The 15,590-nt window shown below is 67.0% G+C and carries 11 protein-coding genes; 1 reads left to right on the top strand and 10 read right to left on the bottom strand.

The annotated features are described in order from the left end of the window. Positions 1–33: 33 nt before the first annotated feature. Positions 34–1,434: a CBS domain-containing protein gene (locus tag AB0903_RS26480; RefSeq protein ID WP_366706906.1), complete on the top strand. Its 1,401-nt coding sequence runs from the start codon at positions 34–36 to the stop codon at positions 1,432–1,434. A 26-nt stretch (positions 1,435–1,460) separates the two neighbouring features. Here AB0903_RS26480 and AB0903_RS26475 read toward each other — a convergent pair whose 3' ends face one another. The 10 genes from AB0903_RS26475 to AB0903_RS26430 all read right to left on the bottom strand — a co-directional run bounded on the left by AB0903_RS26475 (position 1,461) and on the right by AB0903_RS26430 (position 15,498). After that, on the bottom strand, positions 1,461–2,042 hold the full coding sequence (locus AB0903_RS26475; protein WP_366706904.1) for a DUF4240 domain-containing protein: 582 nt from the start codon (positions 2,040–2,042) through the stop codon (positions 1,461–1,463). A 135-nt stretch (positions 2,043–2,177) separates the two neighbouring features. Further along, positions 2,178–4,229, bottom strand: coding sequence for a hypothetical protein (locus AB0903_RS26470; protein WP_366706902.1), 2,052 nt, complete (start codon positions 4,227–4,229; stop codon positions 2,178–2,180). Positions 4,230–4,277: 48 nt separating this feature from the next. Beyond that, complete coding sequence (locus AB0903_RS26465; RefSeq protein WP_366706900.1) at positions 4,278–6,365, bottom strand: hypothetical protein; 2,088 nt, start codon at positions 6,363–6,365, stop codon at positions 4,278–4,280. Continuing rightward, positions 6,362–7,036, bottom strand: coding sequence for a hypothetical protein (locus tag AB0903_RS26460; RefSeq protein WP_366706898.1), 675 nt, complete (start codon positions 7,034–7,036; stop codon positions 6,362–6,364). Before AB0903_RS26460 ends, AB0903_RS26465 begins: the two co-directional genes overlap by 4 nt. A 1,322-nt stretch (positions 7,037–8,358) precedes the next feature. After that, positions 8,359–9,405, bottom strand: a complete 1,047-nt coding sequence (locus AB0903_RS26455) for an SPFH domain-containing protein (protein WP_366706896.1) — start codon at positions 9,403–9,405, stop codon at positions 8,359–8,361. Between the two features lie 3 nt (positions 9,406–9,408). Then, positions 9,409–9,840, bottom strand: coding sequence for an NfeD family protein (locus tag AB0903_RS26450; protein WP_366706894.1), 432 nt, complete (start codon positions 9,838–9,840; stop codon positions 9,409–9,411). 311 nt (positions 9,841–10,151) lie between these two features. Beyond that, a complete protein-coding gene (gene serA / locus AB0903_RS26445; protein ID WP_366706892.1) occupies positions 10,152–11,744 on the bottom strand; it encodes a phosphoglycerate dehydrogenase in 1,593 nt (530 codons plus the stop codon). Positions 11,745–11,983: 239 nt separating this feature from the next. After that, positions 11,984–13,036, bottom strand: coding sequence for a ketol-acid reductoisomerase (gene ilvC, locus AB0903_RS26440; RefSeq protein WP_366706890.1), 1,053 nt, complete (start codon positions 13,034–13,036; stop codon positions 11,984–11,986). A gap of 66 nt (positions 13,037–13,102) precedes the next feature. Beyond that, entirely contained in the window at positions 13,103–13,627 is a 525-nt protein-coding gene (ilvN, locus tag AB0903_RS26435; RefSeq protein ID WP_366706888.1) for an acetolactate synthase small subunit, read from the bottom strand. 17 nt (positions 13,628–13,644) lie between these two features. Beyond that, positions 13,645–15,498 carry an acetolactate synthase large subunit gene (locus AB0903_RS26430; protein ID WP_366706886.1) on the bottom strand — a complete coding sequence of 618 codons (1,854 nt, stop codon included), beginning with the start codon at positions 15,496–15,498 and terminating at the stop codon, positions 13,645–13,647. Between the last annotated feature and the right edge of the window lie 92 nt (positions 15,499–15,590).

The raw sequence follows: 15,590 nt of genomic DNA, 5'->3' as shown, positions 1-15,590 counted from the left end.
ATACGTTGTGCTGGGGCAGAGGGGACAAGCGCGATGACAGATCTGGCAAACGATGCTGATTCGAGCGAAACCCAGGCGAGAGCCTCGTACCTGCTCGAGGGGCGGCGCGTCAGCATCGCGGACCTCGTGAAGGCCGAACTTCTTGAGGTGGGAGCGCAGCTCACCTTTGAGCGACCACGCATCGGTGAAACACATGCTGCACGCGTAACAGACGACTCCACGATTGAGTTGGTCGACGGACAGCAATTCAAATCCCCCTCCAGCGCAGCGATAGCAGCAGTGGGCAGCGGCTCCTTCGACGGTTGGCATGCCTGGGCACTGGACGATGGCACGACCTTGGATGCGCTTCGTCAGCAGCTTCTCGACTCGGTTGCCGCGCAGGCATCGAATGAGGTTGCTGTGCAACCCTCCACCGCTCGCCACGAGAAGCTGAAGAAGGCAAGGGAGGAAGCAGAGCAGGGGAATCCCCTCACCCTCACGGTTCGAGACCTCCTCGGTTGGTGGGGTGCTGAGCGGCGAGGCTACCTGATCAGCCAACAGGTAGTCGCCGAGCTGGACAATCACAGCCTGTCGACGGTGCCCGACTTCGAGGCGGTGAACCTCGACGTTCAGGTCAATCTGGTGATCGCTCCGACGGACGCAGACAGTGAGCAGGAATCCGAGAAGGGCACCGTGACGGTGAGCTCCACTGCTGCCTCTGAAAGTGAGGACACCCACGTTCTCGGCCTGACGGTAGGCAACTTGCCTTCGGCGCTTTCGGGGGTCGTGGCGGTCTCCCCGTCGGCGACCTTCGAGGAAGCCATTACGGAGATGGCTGTCAATGGCTATTCGCAGCTCGCTGTTCTGGCTGGAACCCGCAACCTCCGAGGCGCTGTTACATGGGAGTCGATCGCTCGCGCGAGGCATGCAGACCCAAGCGCACCCTTCTCAAAAGCCATCATCAAAGCGCGCGACGTTACATACGACCAGCATCTGATCGATGTCCTCCCCCTGCTCGCAGACTTTGACTTTGTGCTGGTCAGGGATCAAACGAACGCCATCGCTGGTATTGTCACGGCCAATGACGTTGCTGCGGCATACGGAACCATGGCTACGCCGTTCTTCCTCATCGGAGAGCTCGATCAAAGACTTCGGAGGATCCTCTCCGATGCCTTCAGTGTTGAGTATGTCGCAAATCTGTGTTCGCCAGATGGAGACCGCGACATAAGTTCCTTCGACGACCTGTCCATCGGGGACTACCAGCGCATCCTCCAGAACAAGGAAGCATGGGAGGCTCTCGGATGGCCCCTCGACAGGAAGGTATTCGTGAAGCGGATTGACGAGCTGCGCGAGATCCGTAACGATCTGATGCACTTCAATCCGGATCCCATTCCGGAAGACGCCGTGCATAAGATCCGCCACATGATCGCGCTACTGCGAGAGTACGGCGACTGACTGAAAACTCGGACCATGCGACCCCGTCACGGCACTTCAGTGGCGGGGAACAGCGCACTGAGTCGTGGCAAACGACGTGCGGTCTCGTCGTCGCGGTTCGCGTCCCACCGTTCGCCAACTGGCTCTCTCGGCTCAAGGTCCTCAATGTGGAGTGAATCCATGGCCTTGTGGAAGTCGTCGACCGCCTTGTCCGTCGTGTCCTCGAACGCGCGCCCCGCGACATAGTCCAGCTCCTCCCACTCGGGCCACTCCTCGTCCGACCAGGCTCTTGGAGATCGGCCGGCGAGCCGTTGAATCGCTGGTGCGTTGGCGAGCGCGTCGGGATCCCGGGCCACTCGCTCGAACGTGTCGCGGCCTAGCCCGACCAGCCAGAGCCGGAAGTAGAAGAAGCTGTCGTCGGAGCACCAGCCCAGGATCCGGTCCGCTGCTGCCCACAGATCCCAGGTGAACGTTGGCACCAGGGCGCGATCCAGGCATACCTGGAACTGCACGATCTCCGCCTCGGGCTGTCCTGACAGGTGACCACGCAGCCAAGACAGCCGCTCATCCGGGTGCTGGGTCTGCTCTCTGCAGCGGTCGATCATGTTCCAGAAGGTCTCGTCATCCACAGCCGCACTATCGCAGGCTGGGCTGACACCCCGTACGGTCCGTGACCGGCAGAGACCCTGATAAGTAGATGGAGGTCTGTTGCCGGTAGGTCAACGGACTTACCCAGATAGTCGTCGCCCAGGCCGCAGTCGCCGCTACGAGGCGGGGGCAGGGCGCAGCAGGTTGGGGTTTTCGCGTCCTCCTGGAATGCGGATAATTACGACGAGGCATGGTTCAGATTCGCCGGGACGCTGAACGGGTTCGATCCAGATACTGGAGAAGATGTTGACGGCGCCTTCGGCGTCGACGGTTTTGTCGAGAGCGAGCAGGATGGCGAAGCCAGCATTGGTGTTCTGATATTCGGCCGCTTGGGCGACGTATTGACGTAGTGCGGTTTCACTGGCGTCGTCTTCTTCAATCTTGCATTCGACGTTGAATTGCACGGCGCCGAATGAGACAAGGATGTCGGTTCTTCCGCCTGCCTTGTCGATGACTTCTGAATTAACGACACTGAAGAGCGCTGAGAACTGCAGCACTTCCCGGTAGTGCTGATGGAATAGGGCTTCATCCACTTTCTGCTTCTTGCCATCTTTGTCACGTTTGCGGAGGTGCTCGGTGTACGAGCCGCCCATCTTTCGGCCGACGTCGTAGCAGAGGTAGGCATAGCGGATTGTGGTTTCAAGGAGAGCGGTGAACTCGTCTGCGATGCCGGTAATCCAGTCGCTGGAGCTTTCCAGCTGCCTGAGAAGTCGCGCCTTGAGGCGGCCGTACTTGGGGTCGGCGATGGGAGCGAGGACGTCTTCGTGGGTGCGCAGGCCGAGTTCCAGGCGGTCGAGGACGTGCTCCGGTGTCTGGTCAACGAACGCAGCGAAGTCGTCCTTGAGTTGGTGTGCCAGCCGCTGCCAGCGGCGCGCTTTTCCCTGATCAGTCGCCTGCTGACCGGGGGAGGTCTTGCTGGTCTTGGTGCGGTGGAGGAGGGCAGCGTGGAGTTGCTGGGCCCCAGGATCGTCGCGGAGTTCCTCGTCATGGGCCAAGGCGTGCTCGAGGAAGCGCTGCCGGTGCTCGTGCTGGAGGAAGGCGTCTTCCACGACAGGCGCCACCAGGGTCTCCGCGGCCGCGGCCGCGGGGGTGTCCTTGAGTACGGTGACCGTGTTGTGCGCGGTGTACGCGCGAAGCAGGGCCGCCAGGATGCCGTGGCCGCCCTCGTACCAGGGGTCATCGGGAGCGAGGTGTGCGGCAGCGCCATCCAGCACGACGGTTAGTTCCGACCAGGCGATCACATCGTTCTGGCGCGGCCGTGCCCAGGCCGGTGTGCGGGCGCGATAGCGATAGTCCCGGTAGCGGTGGAGGGCGTCGCGGAGAGTGGCAGCGGCCGTGTGGACGCGTGTGGGAGCGTCGGGAGCGGACAGGCCGAGGACGGCCTCGATGGCGGCGTGGTAGAGCTGGGCGTCCAGACGGTCGGGGTCAAGAGTGATCAGTTCGGCCAGCCGGTCCTGGGTTTTGCGGAGTTGCTTGGCCATGGGCGCGTACTGGTCTTGTTCCAGAGCCTGGCGCAGGTCACCGAGGGCGAGTTCGAATGCCGCGTCTCGGCAGGTGTGATCGAGCATCAGGCAGCGTTCGAGGGCGTCGCGGAGGCCGGCGCTGGGATGGTGGGCGTCGAGGACACCGAGGAGGCGGGGCAGGCGGGTGGCCATGGCCTCAGGAAGTGCGGCGGGGTCCTCGGTTGCTTCGTCCATGGCCCCGAGGAGACGCGCAGCGCTTTTGATGATGCCGGCCAGGGTGAGTTGGACGAGACAGTCTGCGGCTTCCACCCCGATGAGGGCCGCAGCGAGGTCGTCGTCAGCATCCTGGGCTTGTTGGAGGCGAGCGAGGAGCGTTCGATTCAGTGGAGTGCCGAGTTCACGTGCCAGGGCGGGGCGGCCAGCGAGGGCATCGGTGGCGCTGGCGAAGGCAGCGTGGTTGGTGTTACTCCGAAGGCCGCTCAGGACGGCGTCGTACAGCGGCTTGCACGCTTCGGTACCGAAGGCGTCGAGGTGGTGTGCGGTCGCCTGGATGAGGTGGTGGAGGAAGGTGCCCTTCCCGAGGTGGTCTGCGGCGGCGAGGACCACGTCCAGGCCTCCGAGGTCGTCCACCGTCGGGCCGGCGCGTAGTTGGGGCCGGGAGGCGCTTGCGGCCCACTGAGCCAGGCGTTCGTCGATGACGTGCACGATGCCTTCCGCCTCCCTCGCGTTGCTGGATACCCCTGGTGGCCTGGCCTAGAAAAGCTGACGCTGGTCAGGACCAGTGACGGTACGGTCCTTGGGGAAGAACTCCCAAACTGCGTCGTCGATCGAGGTGATCACCATCTGGATGCCGTGGTCGTTGGCCGCAGTGTCGTAGAGGGTCTTGATGCACTGGCGCGCGTTGTCGTGGGAGAGCTCTTCGGCTGTGGGCGCGTCGATGAGCAGCAGGCCGGGGTGGGACATGATTCCCCGTTTGCGGCCGACTTTGATCATGCCGACGATGGCCGCGATGCGCATGCGCAGGCGGTCGGTGGGGCTGAACGACTTGAAGGGGTGCTTGGCACCGGTCTTGCGGGCGTTGAGGTGCCCCGCCAGGTTGAGTTCGACGCTGGTCAGGTTGGCCACACCGAGGTCCTGGGCAATGGTGACGATCTCGCGGTTCAGGTCGGCGAACAACGCGTTACTGTGGTCGGCGACCACCTTCGACAACACCCCGGCGGCCGCCTCCAAGATGGCATCGCCGTCGTCGGAGTCATCCTCGGTGTCCGACGGACTTGTCGTTGCGGTGACGTAGTCACCGACCACCTCCGGCAGTCCCATTCCATTGCCGGTGGCGACAGCCAGCGCACCGCGTAGCTGGTAGACGTCCTGCCGGGCGGATTCGAGACGGGTGTACCAGCTGCCGGAGCGTGCCCCGGTAAGCCGGGCGTTCGCCAGGTCGTACGCGGTACGGCTGTTGACGCAGGCGGCGGTGGTCGTCTGGACAGCCTGCCGGGCTGCGTCTTCGGCCGTACGGGAGGCGTTCACCCGGTCCTCCAGTCTGCTGAGCAGTGCGGCCCGCGCGCCCGGGTCGTCCTGGACCTCCGGCAGAGGGCTTGCGCAGATCGAGCACCGGTGGTCGGTCTCTTCTGCGGTGCGCCGGGCATCGTCGATCTCGTGGTCGCAGCGCGGGCAGGACTCCGGGTCGAGGGCTCCCAGAAGGAGTCGAGCGGCGTTGCTCTGCTGGGCTCGGCGGACGGCTCTCTCGTCCTTCAAGCGCGCCTTGTGCGCGAGGGCGTGGCCTTCTTCCGCCTCCTGAAGGGCTGCCTGGTCCTGGGCGAGCCGACGTGCGGCGGCGTCGACGTCGGCGAGCAGGCCCGTCAGGTCGGGCTGGTTCACTTCCAGGGTCGCCACCTTCTCCTCGGCGACCCTGAGCGCCTGGCGCAGCGGCTCCGTCTGCTGCTCGCGAACGTGGGCATCTTCGCGTGCCCGGCGCTGAACTCGGTTGGTCTCCTGGGTGTCCTTCTTGCGGGCGGTGTTGATCTGGGTGAGCTCGGATGCGTAGGGGACGTCGAGGAAGAGCTGCATCAGCTTCACGGGGAGCTGGTTGTAGGACGTTGGGCCCAGCAGGACGCTGGAGTTTCCCGAGTTCAGCGCGATGGCGTAGAAGTAGCTGGCCCAGCCGTGCACCTGTTCCGCGCTGTCGCGGTTGCCGTCGGCGCCCTTCGGAGCGCCGGCCTCGGCCGCCCACAGGGGCAAAGGTCGCAGCCCCAGGCGGTCGAGCATGAAACGGTCGATGAGCTCCTTGACGCCTTCTGGTTCCGCGGTGGCCGCCACGCGCACGCCGGGGCCGGTCTCCTGGGAGCCTTCGAGGGCTGCGAGGTGCTCGAGGGTGTCGGCGCTCAGGAGCCGGCAGCTCGGGCGGTCGGGCTTGTCGAAGGTCAGGCGGATGGAGGCGGCGACGCCGGCGACCTCGATGTCTGCCCGGACGTAGGAGAACCAGCTCACTGTTTCCGGTCGTTTGAAGGCGTCGAAGCCGTCCCCGCGCAGGGCGTAGCTCAGCGCCCACAGAAGGCTCGACTTGCCGACGTTGTTCAGGGTGCTGGCGATCGCCCACGGGCCCGGCCCCAGTGGCATGTCAAAGGTGAAGGCGCCATCGTTGTCGGTCGTGCCGGTCTTGGTGCCCTCGCAGTACAGCCGGTGCACTACCAGTTGCCGTCGCGCGGGCAGCGGGCTGGTCAGCTGGATGCCGTGGGCAGACAGCGTGGCGCGGGCCCTCTCCACGTCAGCGGACGGCACGCGGGCGGCGATCTGCTCATACAGCTCAGCATCGGACGGGACTGGCAAAGCCTCTGTGGTCACGCGGCGTCCCCTTGCTCTGCTTCGGCGCGCAGCCGGGCCAGGCGCGCGCGGGCCCGGTCGGCGATCGACGGGATGACCTCGTTCAACGGGGTCTGGGCGTAGTCGCGCTGCAGGTACTGCCGTGTGCGCAGCGCCAGGGCGGAGTGCCCGGTGGCCTCGGCCAGCGCCCGAACGAGGCGGGCGCGTTCGGTGTACCAAGCCAGAACCGGGAACTGCTCCGTTGCCCGTTCAGCGAGCTCGCGGCCCTTGGCCGTGAGGTAGTAGTTGTCCTGAAGCACCCGCTTGACCGTACGCCGCGGCACGACCACCACCAGCCGCGGGACGGCCAGGATGCTCATCGCCAGGTCGATGTACTCGAACGCCCCGAACAGGTAGCGCAGCATCGGGATGGCGCAGATCTCCGGCTCGTCCGAATCCAGGATGTCGCCAGCCAGCTCCAGGTTGATGGACTCATGCTCGCGCTCGTAGTCGTTGAGAAGCTCATCGGCCAGGTAATCCGGGTTGCGCAGCCAGAAGTCCAGCTTCTGCAGCCGGCCCTCAGCGCGCAGCACAGCCACCGCATCCTTCGGCGCGGCCTGCTGCTCGGCTTCGTTCAACGGATCGCACACCGCCGCGATGAGCAGCAGAAGCCGAATCGCATCGGAGAAGCGGTCCCCCTCGTCATCATCCACTCACAAAGCGTAATGACTCATGATCTGGTTGATCAATACCTCTGCACTGGCCCGCTCAGGGCATCTGGACAGTGTTATCGACGCGGCATTTCGTGGGCCCGCCATACGAGGTGCGCCGGCGGATAGCGCCTGCCGCCGGGGCACAATCTACCTGTCGCCCCCTGCGCCGGGCTTCCGGGCAATCAGCACCGCCACCGCCCGGGTGTGGCTGGCCAAGACGCGCAGGTGGTCGGTGACGGTCTTCGCGGGGTGCTTGGCGGACGGACCGCACGGGCGATCGGATTGGACGCGAGAGCCCTGAGGGCTATATCGCCCACATGCGCTTGTTCCGCCTCGGCTTCCAGATGGTCAATCTCGACCTGCCCGATGGCCACACCCTCGCGCCTACCGACGACGACAGTGGCTTGATCGCTCTATGGCCACCACGCGACACACTCGCATGGCCCCCTGAACAGACCTTCCCCACGAACGTATGGGACAGCGTCTACGCCGCAGCAGGGCCCTTCAGTATCGCGTCCGGCCCCATCGCCCCTGCCGAGTCTGGACAGGGGACCCGATCATGGTTGGCTGCCGGATAACACCACGGAGAGTAACTTCCTTCGCTGACGGCCGGGCCCGGATTGCTCATAACGAACGGACGCAGTCACTGCTAGCGAAGCCCGGATTCCGGCGTTTCCGCAGGAGCCAGTGTCAATGATCTCGTGGACCCTACAGCGCTGCAGGATCCGCGGCTCGATGCGCAGTGTCGGCGCCTGATGCGCAGCGAATGCGCAAATCCGAGCTTCGGTGCGCAGTGAGCATGCGCTCGGTCCTGAGAAGTTCGTGTCGCAGTCCCTGGGTGCCGAGGGCTTGCTCAGCGGCCGACAGGCTCGGCATGCCGGGCAGGGCAGGGCAGGGCAGGGCAGGGCAGGGCAGGGCAACAATAGGCCGGACTCCACCTCGGCCGCGGGCACGATGCCCGGTCGCAGGTAGGCGGCCAGGAACCGTACGTTCTCCAGCAGCGCCCGATCCGCACCGGACCACAGCTCGTACTCCCAACCGTGCCGCTTCACCAGTTCACCCGGCCACGCCAGGGTCTCCGCGATCTCCGGGTTCAGGAGGCGGTCCGCCGGCTTGACGTCGACCACCCGAGCCGTGCCCGCGCGCGGGGGGCCCACCGCGGCAGCGACGGCAGCGACACCGCGCACGCCGACTCGTACGTGCCGTGCCCGCGCGCGTGGGGCCCACCGGCCCGGATCTCGACCCGCGGTGGGCACCGGCTGCCGCACATGGCGTTGCGGAGCGCGCGGCTCTCCACAGCCGGCGCCGCGTACGCCGCTCCGTCAGGGCACGGCCGGCGGGCCGGGAGGACGGCGGCCGGTCGCGGATTCGTCGGCCTTGGCCGCGTCGGCAAGTGCCTCGGCTGCGGCTTCCGCGGCCTGCGCCGCGTCGTCGGCGGCCTGGGCGGATCTGTCGTCGTCCGCGGAGGTCTCGCGGGTGGCCGGGGACTGCGGCAGTACCTCGCCGAAGGCCCGGGAGATCCCCTGGAGAGCGGAGGTCACTTCACTGGGGATCACCCAGAAGGTGCTCCCCTGCCCCTGGGCGAGCTGGGGCAGCGTCTGCAGGTACTGGTAGGCGAGCAGCTTCGGGTCCGGGTCGTTGCGGTGCACGGCCTGGAACACCTCGTCGATCGCCCGGGACTGGCCCTCGGCCTTGAGGATCTCGGCCGTGCGGTTTCCCTCGGCACGGAGCACGGCGGACTGCTTGTCGCCCTCGGCGGTCAGGATCTGCGACTGGCGCTGCCCTTCGGCCCCGAGGATCGCGGCACGCTTGTCCCGCTCGGCCCGCATCTGCTTCTGCATCGCGTCCTTGATGGACTGCGGGGGGTCGATGGCCTTGATCTCCACCCGGTTGACCCGCAGCCCCCACTTGCCGGTGGCGTCGTCCAGCACGCCACGGAGCTGGCTGTTGATGGTGTCGCGGGAGGTCAGTGTCTTTTCGAGGTCCATGGACCCCACGACGTTGCGCAGGGTGGTGACCGTGAGCTGCTCGACCGCCTGCAGGAAGTTCGCGATCTCGTAGAAGGCCGCCCGGGGGTCGGTGACCTGGAAGTAGAGGACGGTGTCGATCTCGACGACCAGGTTGTCCTCGGTGATGACCGGCTGCGGCCGGAAGGACACGACCTGTTCACGCAGGTCGATCACCGGATGGACGCGGTCGATGTAGGGGATGACGAGATTGAGGCCCGGCTTCAGTGTGCGGTGGTAGCGGCCGAGCCGTTCGACGTTGCGCGCGCGGGCCTGCGGCACGATCCGGACCGCGCGCACCACGGTGAAGACGGCGATCAGGGCGACGATCAGACCGGCGACGAGGGTTGCCGAGGCTTCCATGGGTCACTCCCGGGGGTAGACGAGCGCGGTGCTGCCGCTGATCTCTATGACGTCGACGGTCGTTCCCGGCGGAATCACCAGCGTCTCGTCGTACGGGCGGGCGCTCCACTCCTCGCCGCCGATACGGACTCTGCCGCCCAGGCCCGACACCTCGGTGACGACATAGGCGCCCCGGCCGACCAGCGCGTCCACGCCGAATCGTTCCTTCTGCGGCTTGAGCACATGGCGGAGCGCGAGGGGGCGCAGGAAGAGCATGCTCGCCGTGGCGACGACGGTGAACACCACGAGCTGCCAGACCACCGGAAGGCCGATCGCGGCAGCTCCTGCCGTGACCAGTGCGGCCCCGCCCAGCATTCCGAGCGAGGCGGTGAGCGTGAAGATCTCCGCCACAGCCAGTAGCGCTGCGACGATCAACCAGATCAGCCATGCATCCATCGCGTGCCCCTCCTGACCTGTGCGGGCGAGCGAATGGCTGGACCCGTCACCCGGCCACCGGTACGGGAGTGCCGCGTAGCCCGGGCAGGCCCCGCAGAAGAAGCAGGGCCGGTGCGAGACACCGCGGCCTCGAGCGACTCATGCCCACTTTTAGATAATTTTACCCATTTGGCCGGATTGGCGTCGTGCTCCGCAGAGGAGAGGGAACGGCAGGACCCGGACACGCCCCGGCCCCCGGTCTCCCGCACAGGGCGAGCGACCGGGGGCCGGGGCGACGGATCGTACGGGTCGGTCCGAGAGGTTCGTACGGGTCAGTCCGTGAGGTTCACCGTGCGGGCGGAAGCTGCGCCGATCTCCTCGGCGATCTCCGCCAGCACCGGCGCCGGCACCGTGTCGTCCACGGTCAGGACGACGAGTGCCTCGCCGCCCTCCTCGGAGCGGGCCACCTGCATGCCGGCGATGTTGAGACCGGCCTCACCGAGGATGCGGCCGACCGTGCCGACGACGCCGGGACGGTCCTCGTAGCGCAGTACGACCATGTGGTCGGCGAGGGCCAGGTCCACGTCGTACTCGCCGATGGCGACGATCTTCTGGAGGTGCTTGGGGCCGGCCAGCGTGCCGGAGACCGCGACCTCCTCGCCGTCCGAGAGCGTGCCGCGCACGGTGACGACGTTGCGGTGGTCCGGGGACTCGGAGCTGGTCGTCAGGCGCACCTCGACACCGCGCTCCTGCGCGAACAGCGGCGCGTTGACGTAGGACACCGTCTCGTCGACGACGTCCTCGAACACGCCCTTGAGCGCGGACAGCTCGAGCACCTTGACGTCGTGCTGGGTGATCTCGCCGTACACCTCGACGTCGAGTCGGACCGACACCTCGCCGGCGAGCGCGGTGAAGATGCGGCCGAGCTTCTCGGCGAGCGGCAGGCCGGGCCGTACGTCCTCGGCGATGACGCCGCCCTGGACGTTGACCGCGTCGGGGACCAGTTCACCGGCGAGGGCGAGGCGGACCGAGCGGGCGACGGCGATCCCGGCCTTCTCCTGGGCCTCGTCCGTGGAGGCGCCCAGGTGCGGGGTGCAGACGACCTGGTCGAGCTCGAAGAGCGGGGAGTCGGTGCACGGCTCCTTCGCGTACACGTCCAGGCCCGCGCCGGCGACCCGGCCCTCCTTCAGCGCCGAGTACAGCGCCTCCTCGTCGACGATCCCGCCGCGCGCGGCGTTGACGATGCGGACGGCCGGCTTCACCTTGTGCAGCGCCTCGTCGCCGATCAGGCCGAGCGTCTCGGGCGTCTTGGGCAGGTGGACGGTGATGAAGTCGGAGACCTCGAGCAGCTCGTCGAGCGACAGCAGCTTGACGCCCATCTGCGCGGCACGCGCGGGCTGCACATAGGGGTCGTACGCGACGACCTTCATACCGAAGGCGGACATGCGCTGCGCGACCAGGACGCCGATACGGCCGAGGCCGACGACGCCGAGGGTCTTCTCGCTCAGCTCGACGCCGGTGTACTTGGAGCGCTTCCACTCGCCGTTCTTGAGGGCGGTGTTGGCCTGGGGGATGTTGCGCGCGGTGGCGACGAGCAGGCCGCAGGCGAGCTCGGCGGCGGTGACGATGTTGGACGTCGGGGCGTTCACGACCATCACACCGGCCTTGGTGGCCGCGGACACGTCCACGTTGTCCAGGCCCACACCCGCGCGGGCGACGACCCGCAGCTTCCTGGCGGCGGCGATGGCCTCGGCGTCGACCTTGGTGGCCGAGCGGACCAGGACCGCGTCCACGTCGGCGATCGCGGGGATCAGCTCCGCGCGGTCGGCGCCGTTGCAGTGCCGGATCTCGAAATCCGGGCCCAGCGCGTCGACGGTGGCGGGCGACAGCTCTTCAGCGATGAGTACGACAGGTTTCGAGCTCACGTGAGTCCTCACATGTCCGGTGCAGACGGCCGTCCCGACGGCCGCAGCGGTGGAGGGGGCTAGCCGCGTGGAAGACGCACGACACTGTGGGCCTGACGCGTGTGTTGATGAGTGTAGTGGTGCCGCACGGTGCGCCTTGCGCCTCGTTGGCAGGATCACCCGTCCGTGGCTGGACGAAGTGGAGAAGCGGCCGGACGTACGGATGAGGGGGCCGTGGGCCGGCCCCCTCATCCCGAGGATCACGCCTCGTCGTTGTCGACCCAGCTCATGAGCTTGCGCAGCTCCTTGCCGGTGGTCTCCAGCAGGTGCTCGGAGTCCTGGGTCTTGTACTCGTTGTACTTCTTCAGACCGCCGTGGTACTCGTCCATCCAGTTCTTGGCGAAGGTGCCGTCCTGGATCTCCGCGAGGACCTTCTTCATCTCGGCCTTGGTGTCGTCCGTGATGATCCGCGGGCCGGTGACGTAGTCGCCCCACTCGGCGGTCTCGGAGACCGACCAGCGCATCTTCTCCAGGCCGCCCTCGTACATGAGGTCCACGATCAGCTTCAGCTCGTGGAGGCACTCGAAGTACGCGATCTCCGGCTGGTAGCCGGCCTCGGTCAGGGTCTCGAAGCCCGCCTTGACCAGCGCCGCGGTGCCACCGCAGAGGACGGCCTGCTCACCGAAGAGGTCCGTCTCGGTCTCTTCCTTGAAGGTCGTCTTGATGACGCCGGCGCGGGTGCCGCCGATGCCCTTGGCGTACGACAGCGCGAGGTCGAACGCCTTGCCCGTGGCGTCCTGCTCGACGGCGGCGATGCACGGGACGCCGCGGCCCTCCTCGTACTGGCGGCGGACCAGGTGCCCCGGGCCCTTGGGGGCGACCATGGCGACGTCGACACCGGCCGGCGGCTTGATGAAGCCGAAGCGGATGTTGAGGCCGTGGCCGAAGAACAGGGCGTCGCCGTCCTTCAGGTTGTCCTTGACGGACTCCTCGTACACCTGGGCCTGGATCGGGTCCGGGACCAGGATCATGATGACGTCGGCCTCGGCGGCGGCCTCGGCGGGCGTCACCACGCGCAGGCCCTGCTCCTCGGCCTTGGCCTTGGACTTGGAGCCCTCGTGCAGACCGACGCGGACGTCGACACCCGAGTCACGCAGCGACAGCGCGTGGGCGTGGCCCTGGCTTCCGTAGCCGATGACCGCGACCTTGCGGTTCTGGATGATGGACAGGTCGGCGTCGTCGTCGTAGAACAGCTCGGCCACTTGGTTGTCTCCTTGGTGTGCACGTCTTTGGAATGACGCTTTGCGTCCCACCGTACGGCGGGAGCGGCGGGAAGAGTTTCGCGGTCTCGCCAGGCGAGAACGGGGGCGGAACGGGGGCTATGCGGAACGGTCCAGGGCGCGCAGCGACCGGTCGGTGATGGAACGGGCGCCACGCCCTATGGCGATCGTGCCGGACTGGACGAGTTCCTTGATGCCGAACTGCTCGAGCATCTTCAGCATCGCCTCGAGCTTGTCACTCGATCCGGTGGCCTCGATGGTGACGGCGTCGGGCGAGACGTCGACGGTCTTGGCGCGGAACAGCTGGACGATCTCGACGATCTGCGAGCGGGTCTCGTTGTCGGCGCGGACCTTGACCAGCACGAGTTCGCGCTGGATCGCGGCGCCGGGCTCGAGCTCGACGATCTTCAGGACGTTGACGAGCTTGTTGAGCTGCTTGGTCACCTGCTCGAGCGGCAGGTCCTCGACTCCCACGACGATGGTGATGCGGGAGATGTCGGGGTGCTCGGTGACACCGACCGCGAGCGAGTCGATGTTGAAGCCGCGGCGGGAGAACAGCGCGGCGATCCGGGCCAGGATGCCGGGGGTGTTCTCGACCAGGACCGAGAGCGTGTGCTTGGACATGTTCTTATCGCTCTCTCTCAGTCGTCTTCGTTGTCGCCGAAGTCGGGGCGGACGCCGCGGGCGGCCATGACCTCGTCGTTGGAGGTGCCGGCGGCGACCATGGGCCACACCTGGGCGTCCTCGTGGACGATGAAGTCGATCACGACCGGGCGGTCGTTGATCGCGTTGGCCTCGGCGATGACCTTGTCCAGCTCGTCCGGGGACTCGCAGCGGATCGCGTGGCAGCCCATGGCCTCCGACAGCTTGACGAAGTCGGGGACGCGGGTACCGGCGCTCTTCTCCAGGCCGGTGGCCTCCGGGCCGGAGTGCAGCACGGTGTTGGAGTAGCGCTGGTTGTAGAAGAGGGTCTGCCACTGGCGGACCATGCCGAGGGCGCCGTTGTTGATGATGGCGACCTTGATCGGGATGTTGTTCAGGGCGCAGGTGACCAGTTCCTGGTTGGTCATCTGGAAGCAGCCGTCGCCGTCGATCGCCCAGACCGTGCGGTCCGGGACACCGGCCTTGGCACCCATCGCCGCGGGGACGGCGTAGCCCATCGTCCCGGCTCCGCCGGAGTTCAGCCAGGTGGCCGGCTTGTCGTAGTCGATGAAGTGGGCGGCCCACATCTGGTGCTGGCCGACACCCGCCGCGAAGATCGTGCCCTCGGGGGCGAGTTCCCCGATGCGCTGGATGACCTGCTGCGGGGCGAGGCTGCCGTCCTCCGGCTGCTCGTAGCCGAGCGGGTAGGTCTCGCGCCAGCGGTTGAGGTCCTTCCACCAGGCGGTGTAGTCCCCGGCGTTGCCGTCGCTGTGCTCGGCCTGGACGGCCTGGACCAGGTCCGCGATGACCTCGCGGGCGTCACCGACGATCGGGACGTCGGCGGTGCGGTTCTTGCCGATCTCCGCCGGGTCGATGTCGGCGTGGACGATCTTGGCGTACGGCGCGAAGCTGTCCAGCTTGCCGGTGACGCGGTCGTCGAAACGGGCTCCGAGGGCGACGATCAGGTCGGCCTTCTGCAGCGCGGTGACGGCGGTGACCGCTCCGTGCATGCCCGGCATTCCCACGTGCAGCGGGTGGCTGTCGGGGAACGCGCCCAACGCCATCAGGGTGGTGGTGACGGGGGCTCCGGTGAGCTCGGCCAGCACCTTCAGCTCGGTGGTGGCGCCGGCCTTGAGGACGCCGCCCCCGACGTACAGGACCGGGCGCTTGGCACCGATGATCAGCTTGGCGGCCTCGCGGATCTGCTTGGCGTGCGGCTTGGTGACCGGCCGGTAGCCGGGCAGATCGGTCTGCGGCGGCCAGCTGAAGGTGGTCTTCGCCTGGAGGGCGTCCTTGGCGATGTCGACGAGGACGGGACCCGGGCGGCCCGTGGAGGCGATGTGGAACGCCTCCGCGATGGTGCGCGGGATGTCCGCCGCCTTGGTGACCAGGAAGTTGTGCTTGGTGATCGGCATGGTGATGCCGCAGATGTCCGCCTCCTGGAAGGCGTCCGTACCGATCGCCTTGGAGGCGACCTGACCGGTGATCGCGACGAGCGGCACGGAGTCCATGTGCGCGTCGGCGATCGGGGTGACCAGATTGGTGGCGCCGGGCCCCGAGGTGGCCATGCAGACGCCGACCTTGCCGGTGGCCTGCGCGTAACCGGTGGCGGCGTGGCCGGCGCCCTGCTCGTGGCGGACGAGGACGTGGCGGACCTTCGAGGAGTCCATCATCGGGTCGTACGCCGGGAGGATCGCACCGCCCGGGATGCCGAACACCGTGTCGGCCCCTACTTCCTCGAGAGAGCGAATCAGGGACTGCGCACCCGTGACGTGTTCGACGGTGGCGGACGGCTGTCCGCCGCTACGGGCCCGCGGTTGCGGATGGTGGGCCCCGGAGGCCTGCTCGGTCATCGGCGTTCTCTTCTCGAAGCTGAGGTTTTCGCGAGGGTTTGGTACGGATTCACATCGTGCCGGTGCAACAAAAAACCCCTCGTGCCGTGAGG

This window comes from Streptomyces sp. NPDC048389, assembly GCF_040706335.1.
GTDB lineage: Bacteria > Actinomycetota > Actinomycetes > Streptomycetales > Streptomycetaceae > Streptomyces.
The sequence above is the reverse complement of the archived record's forward strand: the minus strand, read 5'-3'. Positions and strand labels throughout refer to the sequence as shown.

What these genes read in the sequence shown, in the direction of transcription:
- AB0903_RS26480 (WP_366706906.1), top strand. Translation starts at nt 34, where the DNA reads ATGACAGATCTGGCAAACGATGCTGATTCGAGCGAAACCCAGGCGAGA.
- AB0903_RS26455 (WP_366706896.1), bottom strand. Translation starts at nt 9,405, where the DNA reads ATGGAAGCCTCGGCAACCCTCGTCGCCGGTCTGATCGTCGCCCTGATC.
- ilvN (WP_366706888.1), bottom strand. Translation starts at nt 13,627, where the DNA reads ATGTCCAAGCACACGCTCTCGGTCCTGGTCGAGAACACCCCCGGCATC.
- AB0903_RS26450 (WP_366706894.1), bottom strand. Translation starts at nt 9,840, where the DNA reads ATGGATGCATGGCTGATCTGGTTGATCGTCGCAGCGCTACTGGCTGTG.
- AB0903_RS26430 (WP_366706886.1), bottom strand. Translation starts at nt 15,498, where the DNA reads ATGACCGAGCAGGCCTCCGGGGCCCACCATCCGCAACCGCGGGCCCGT.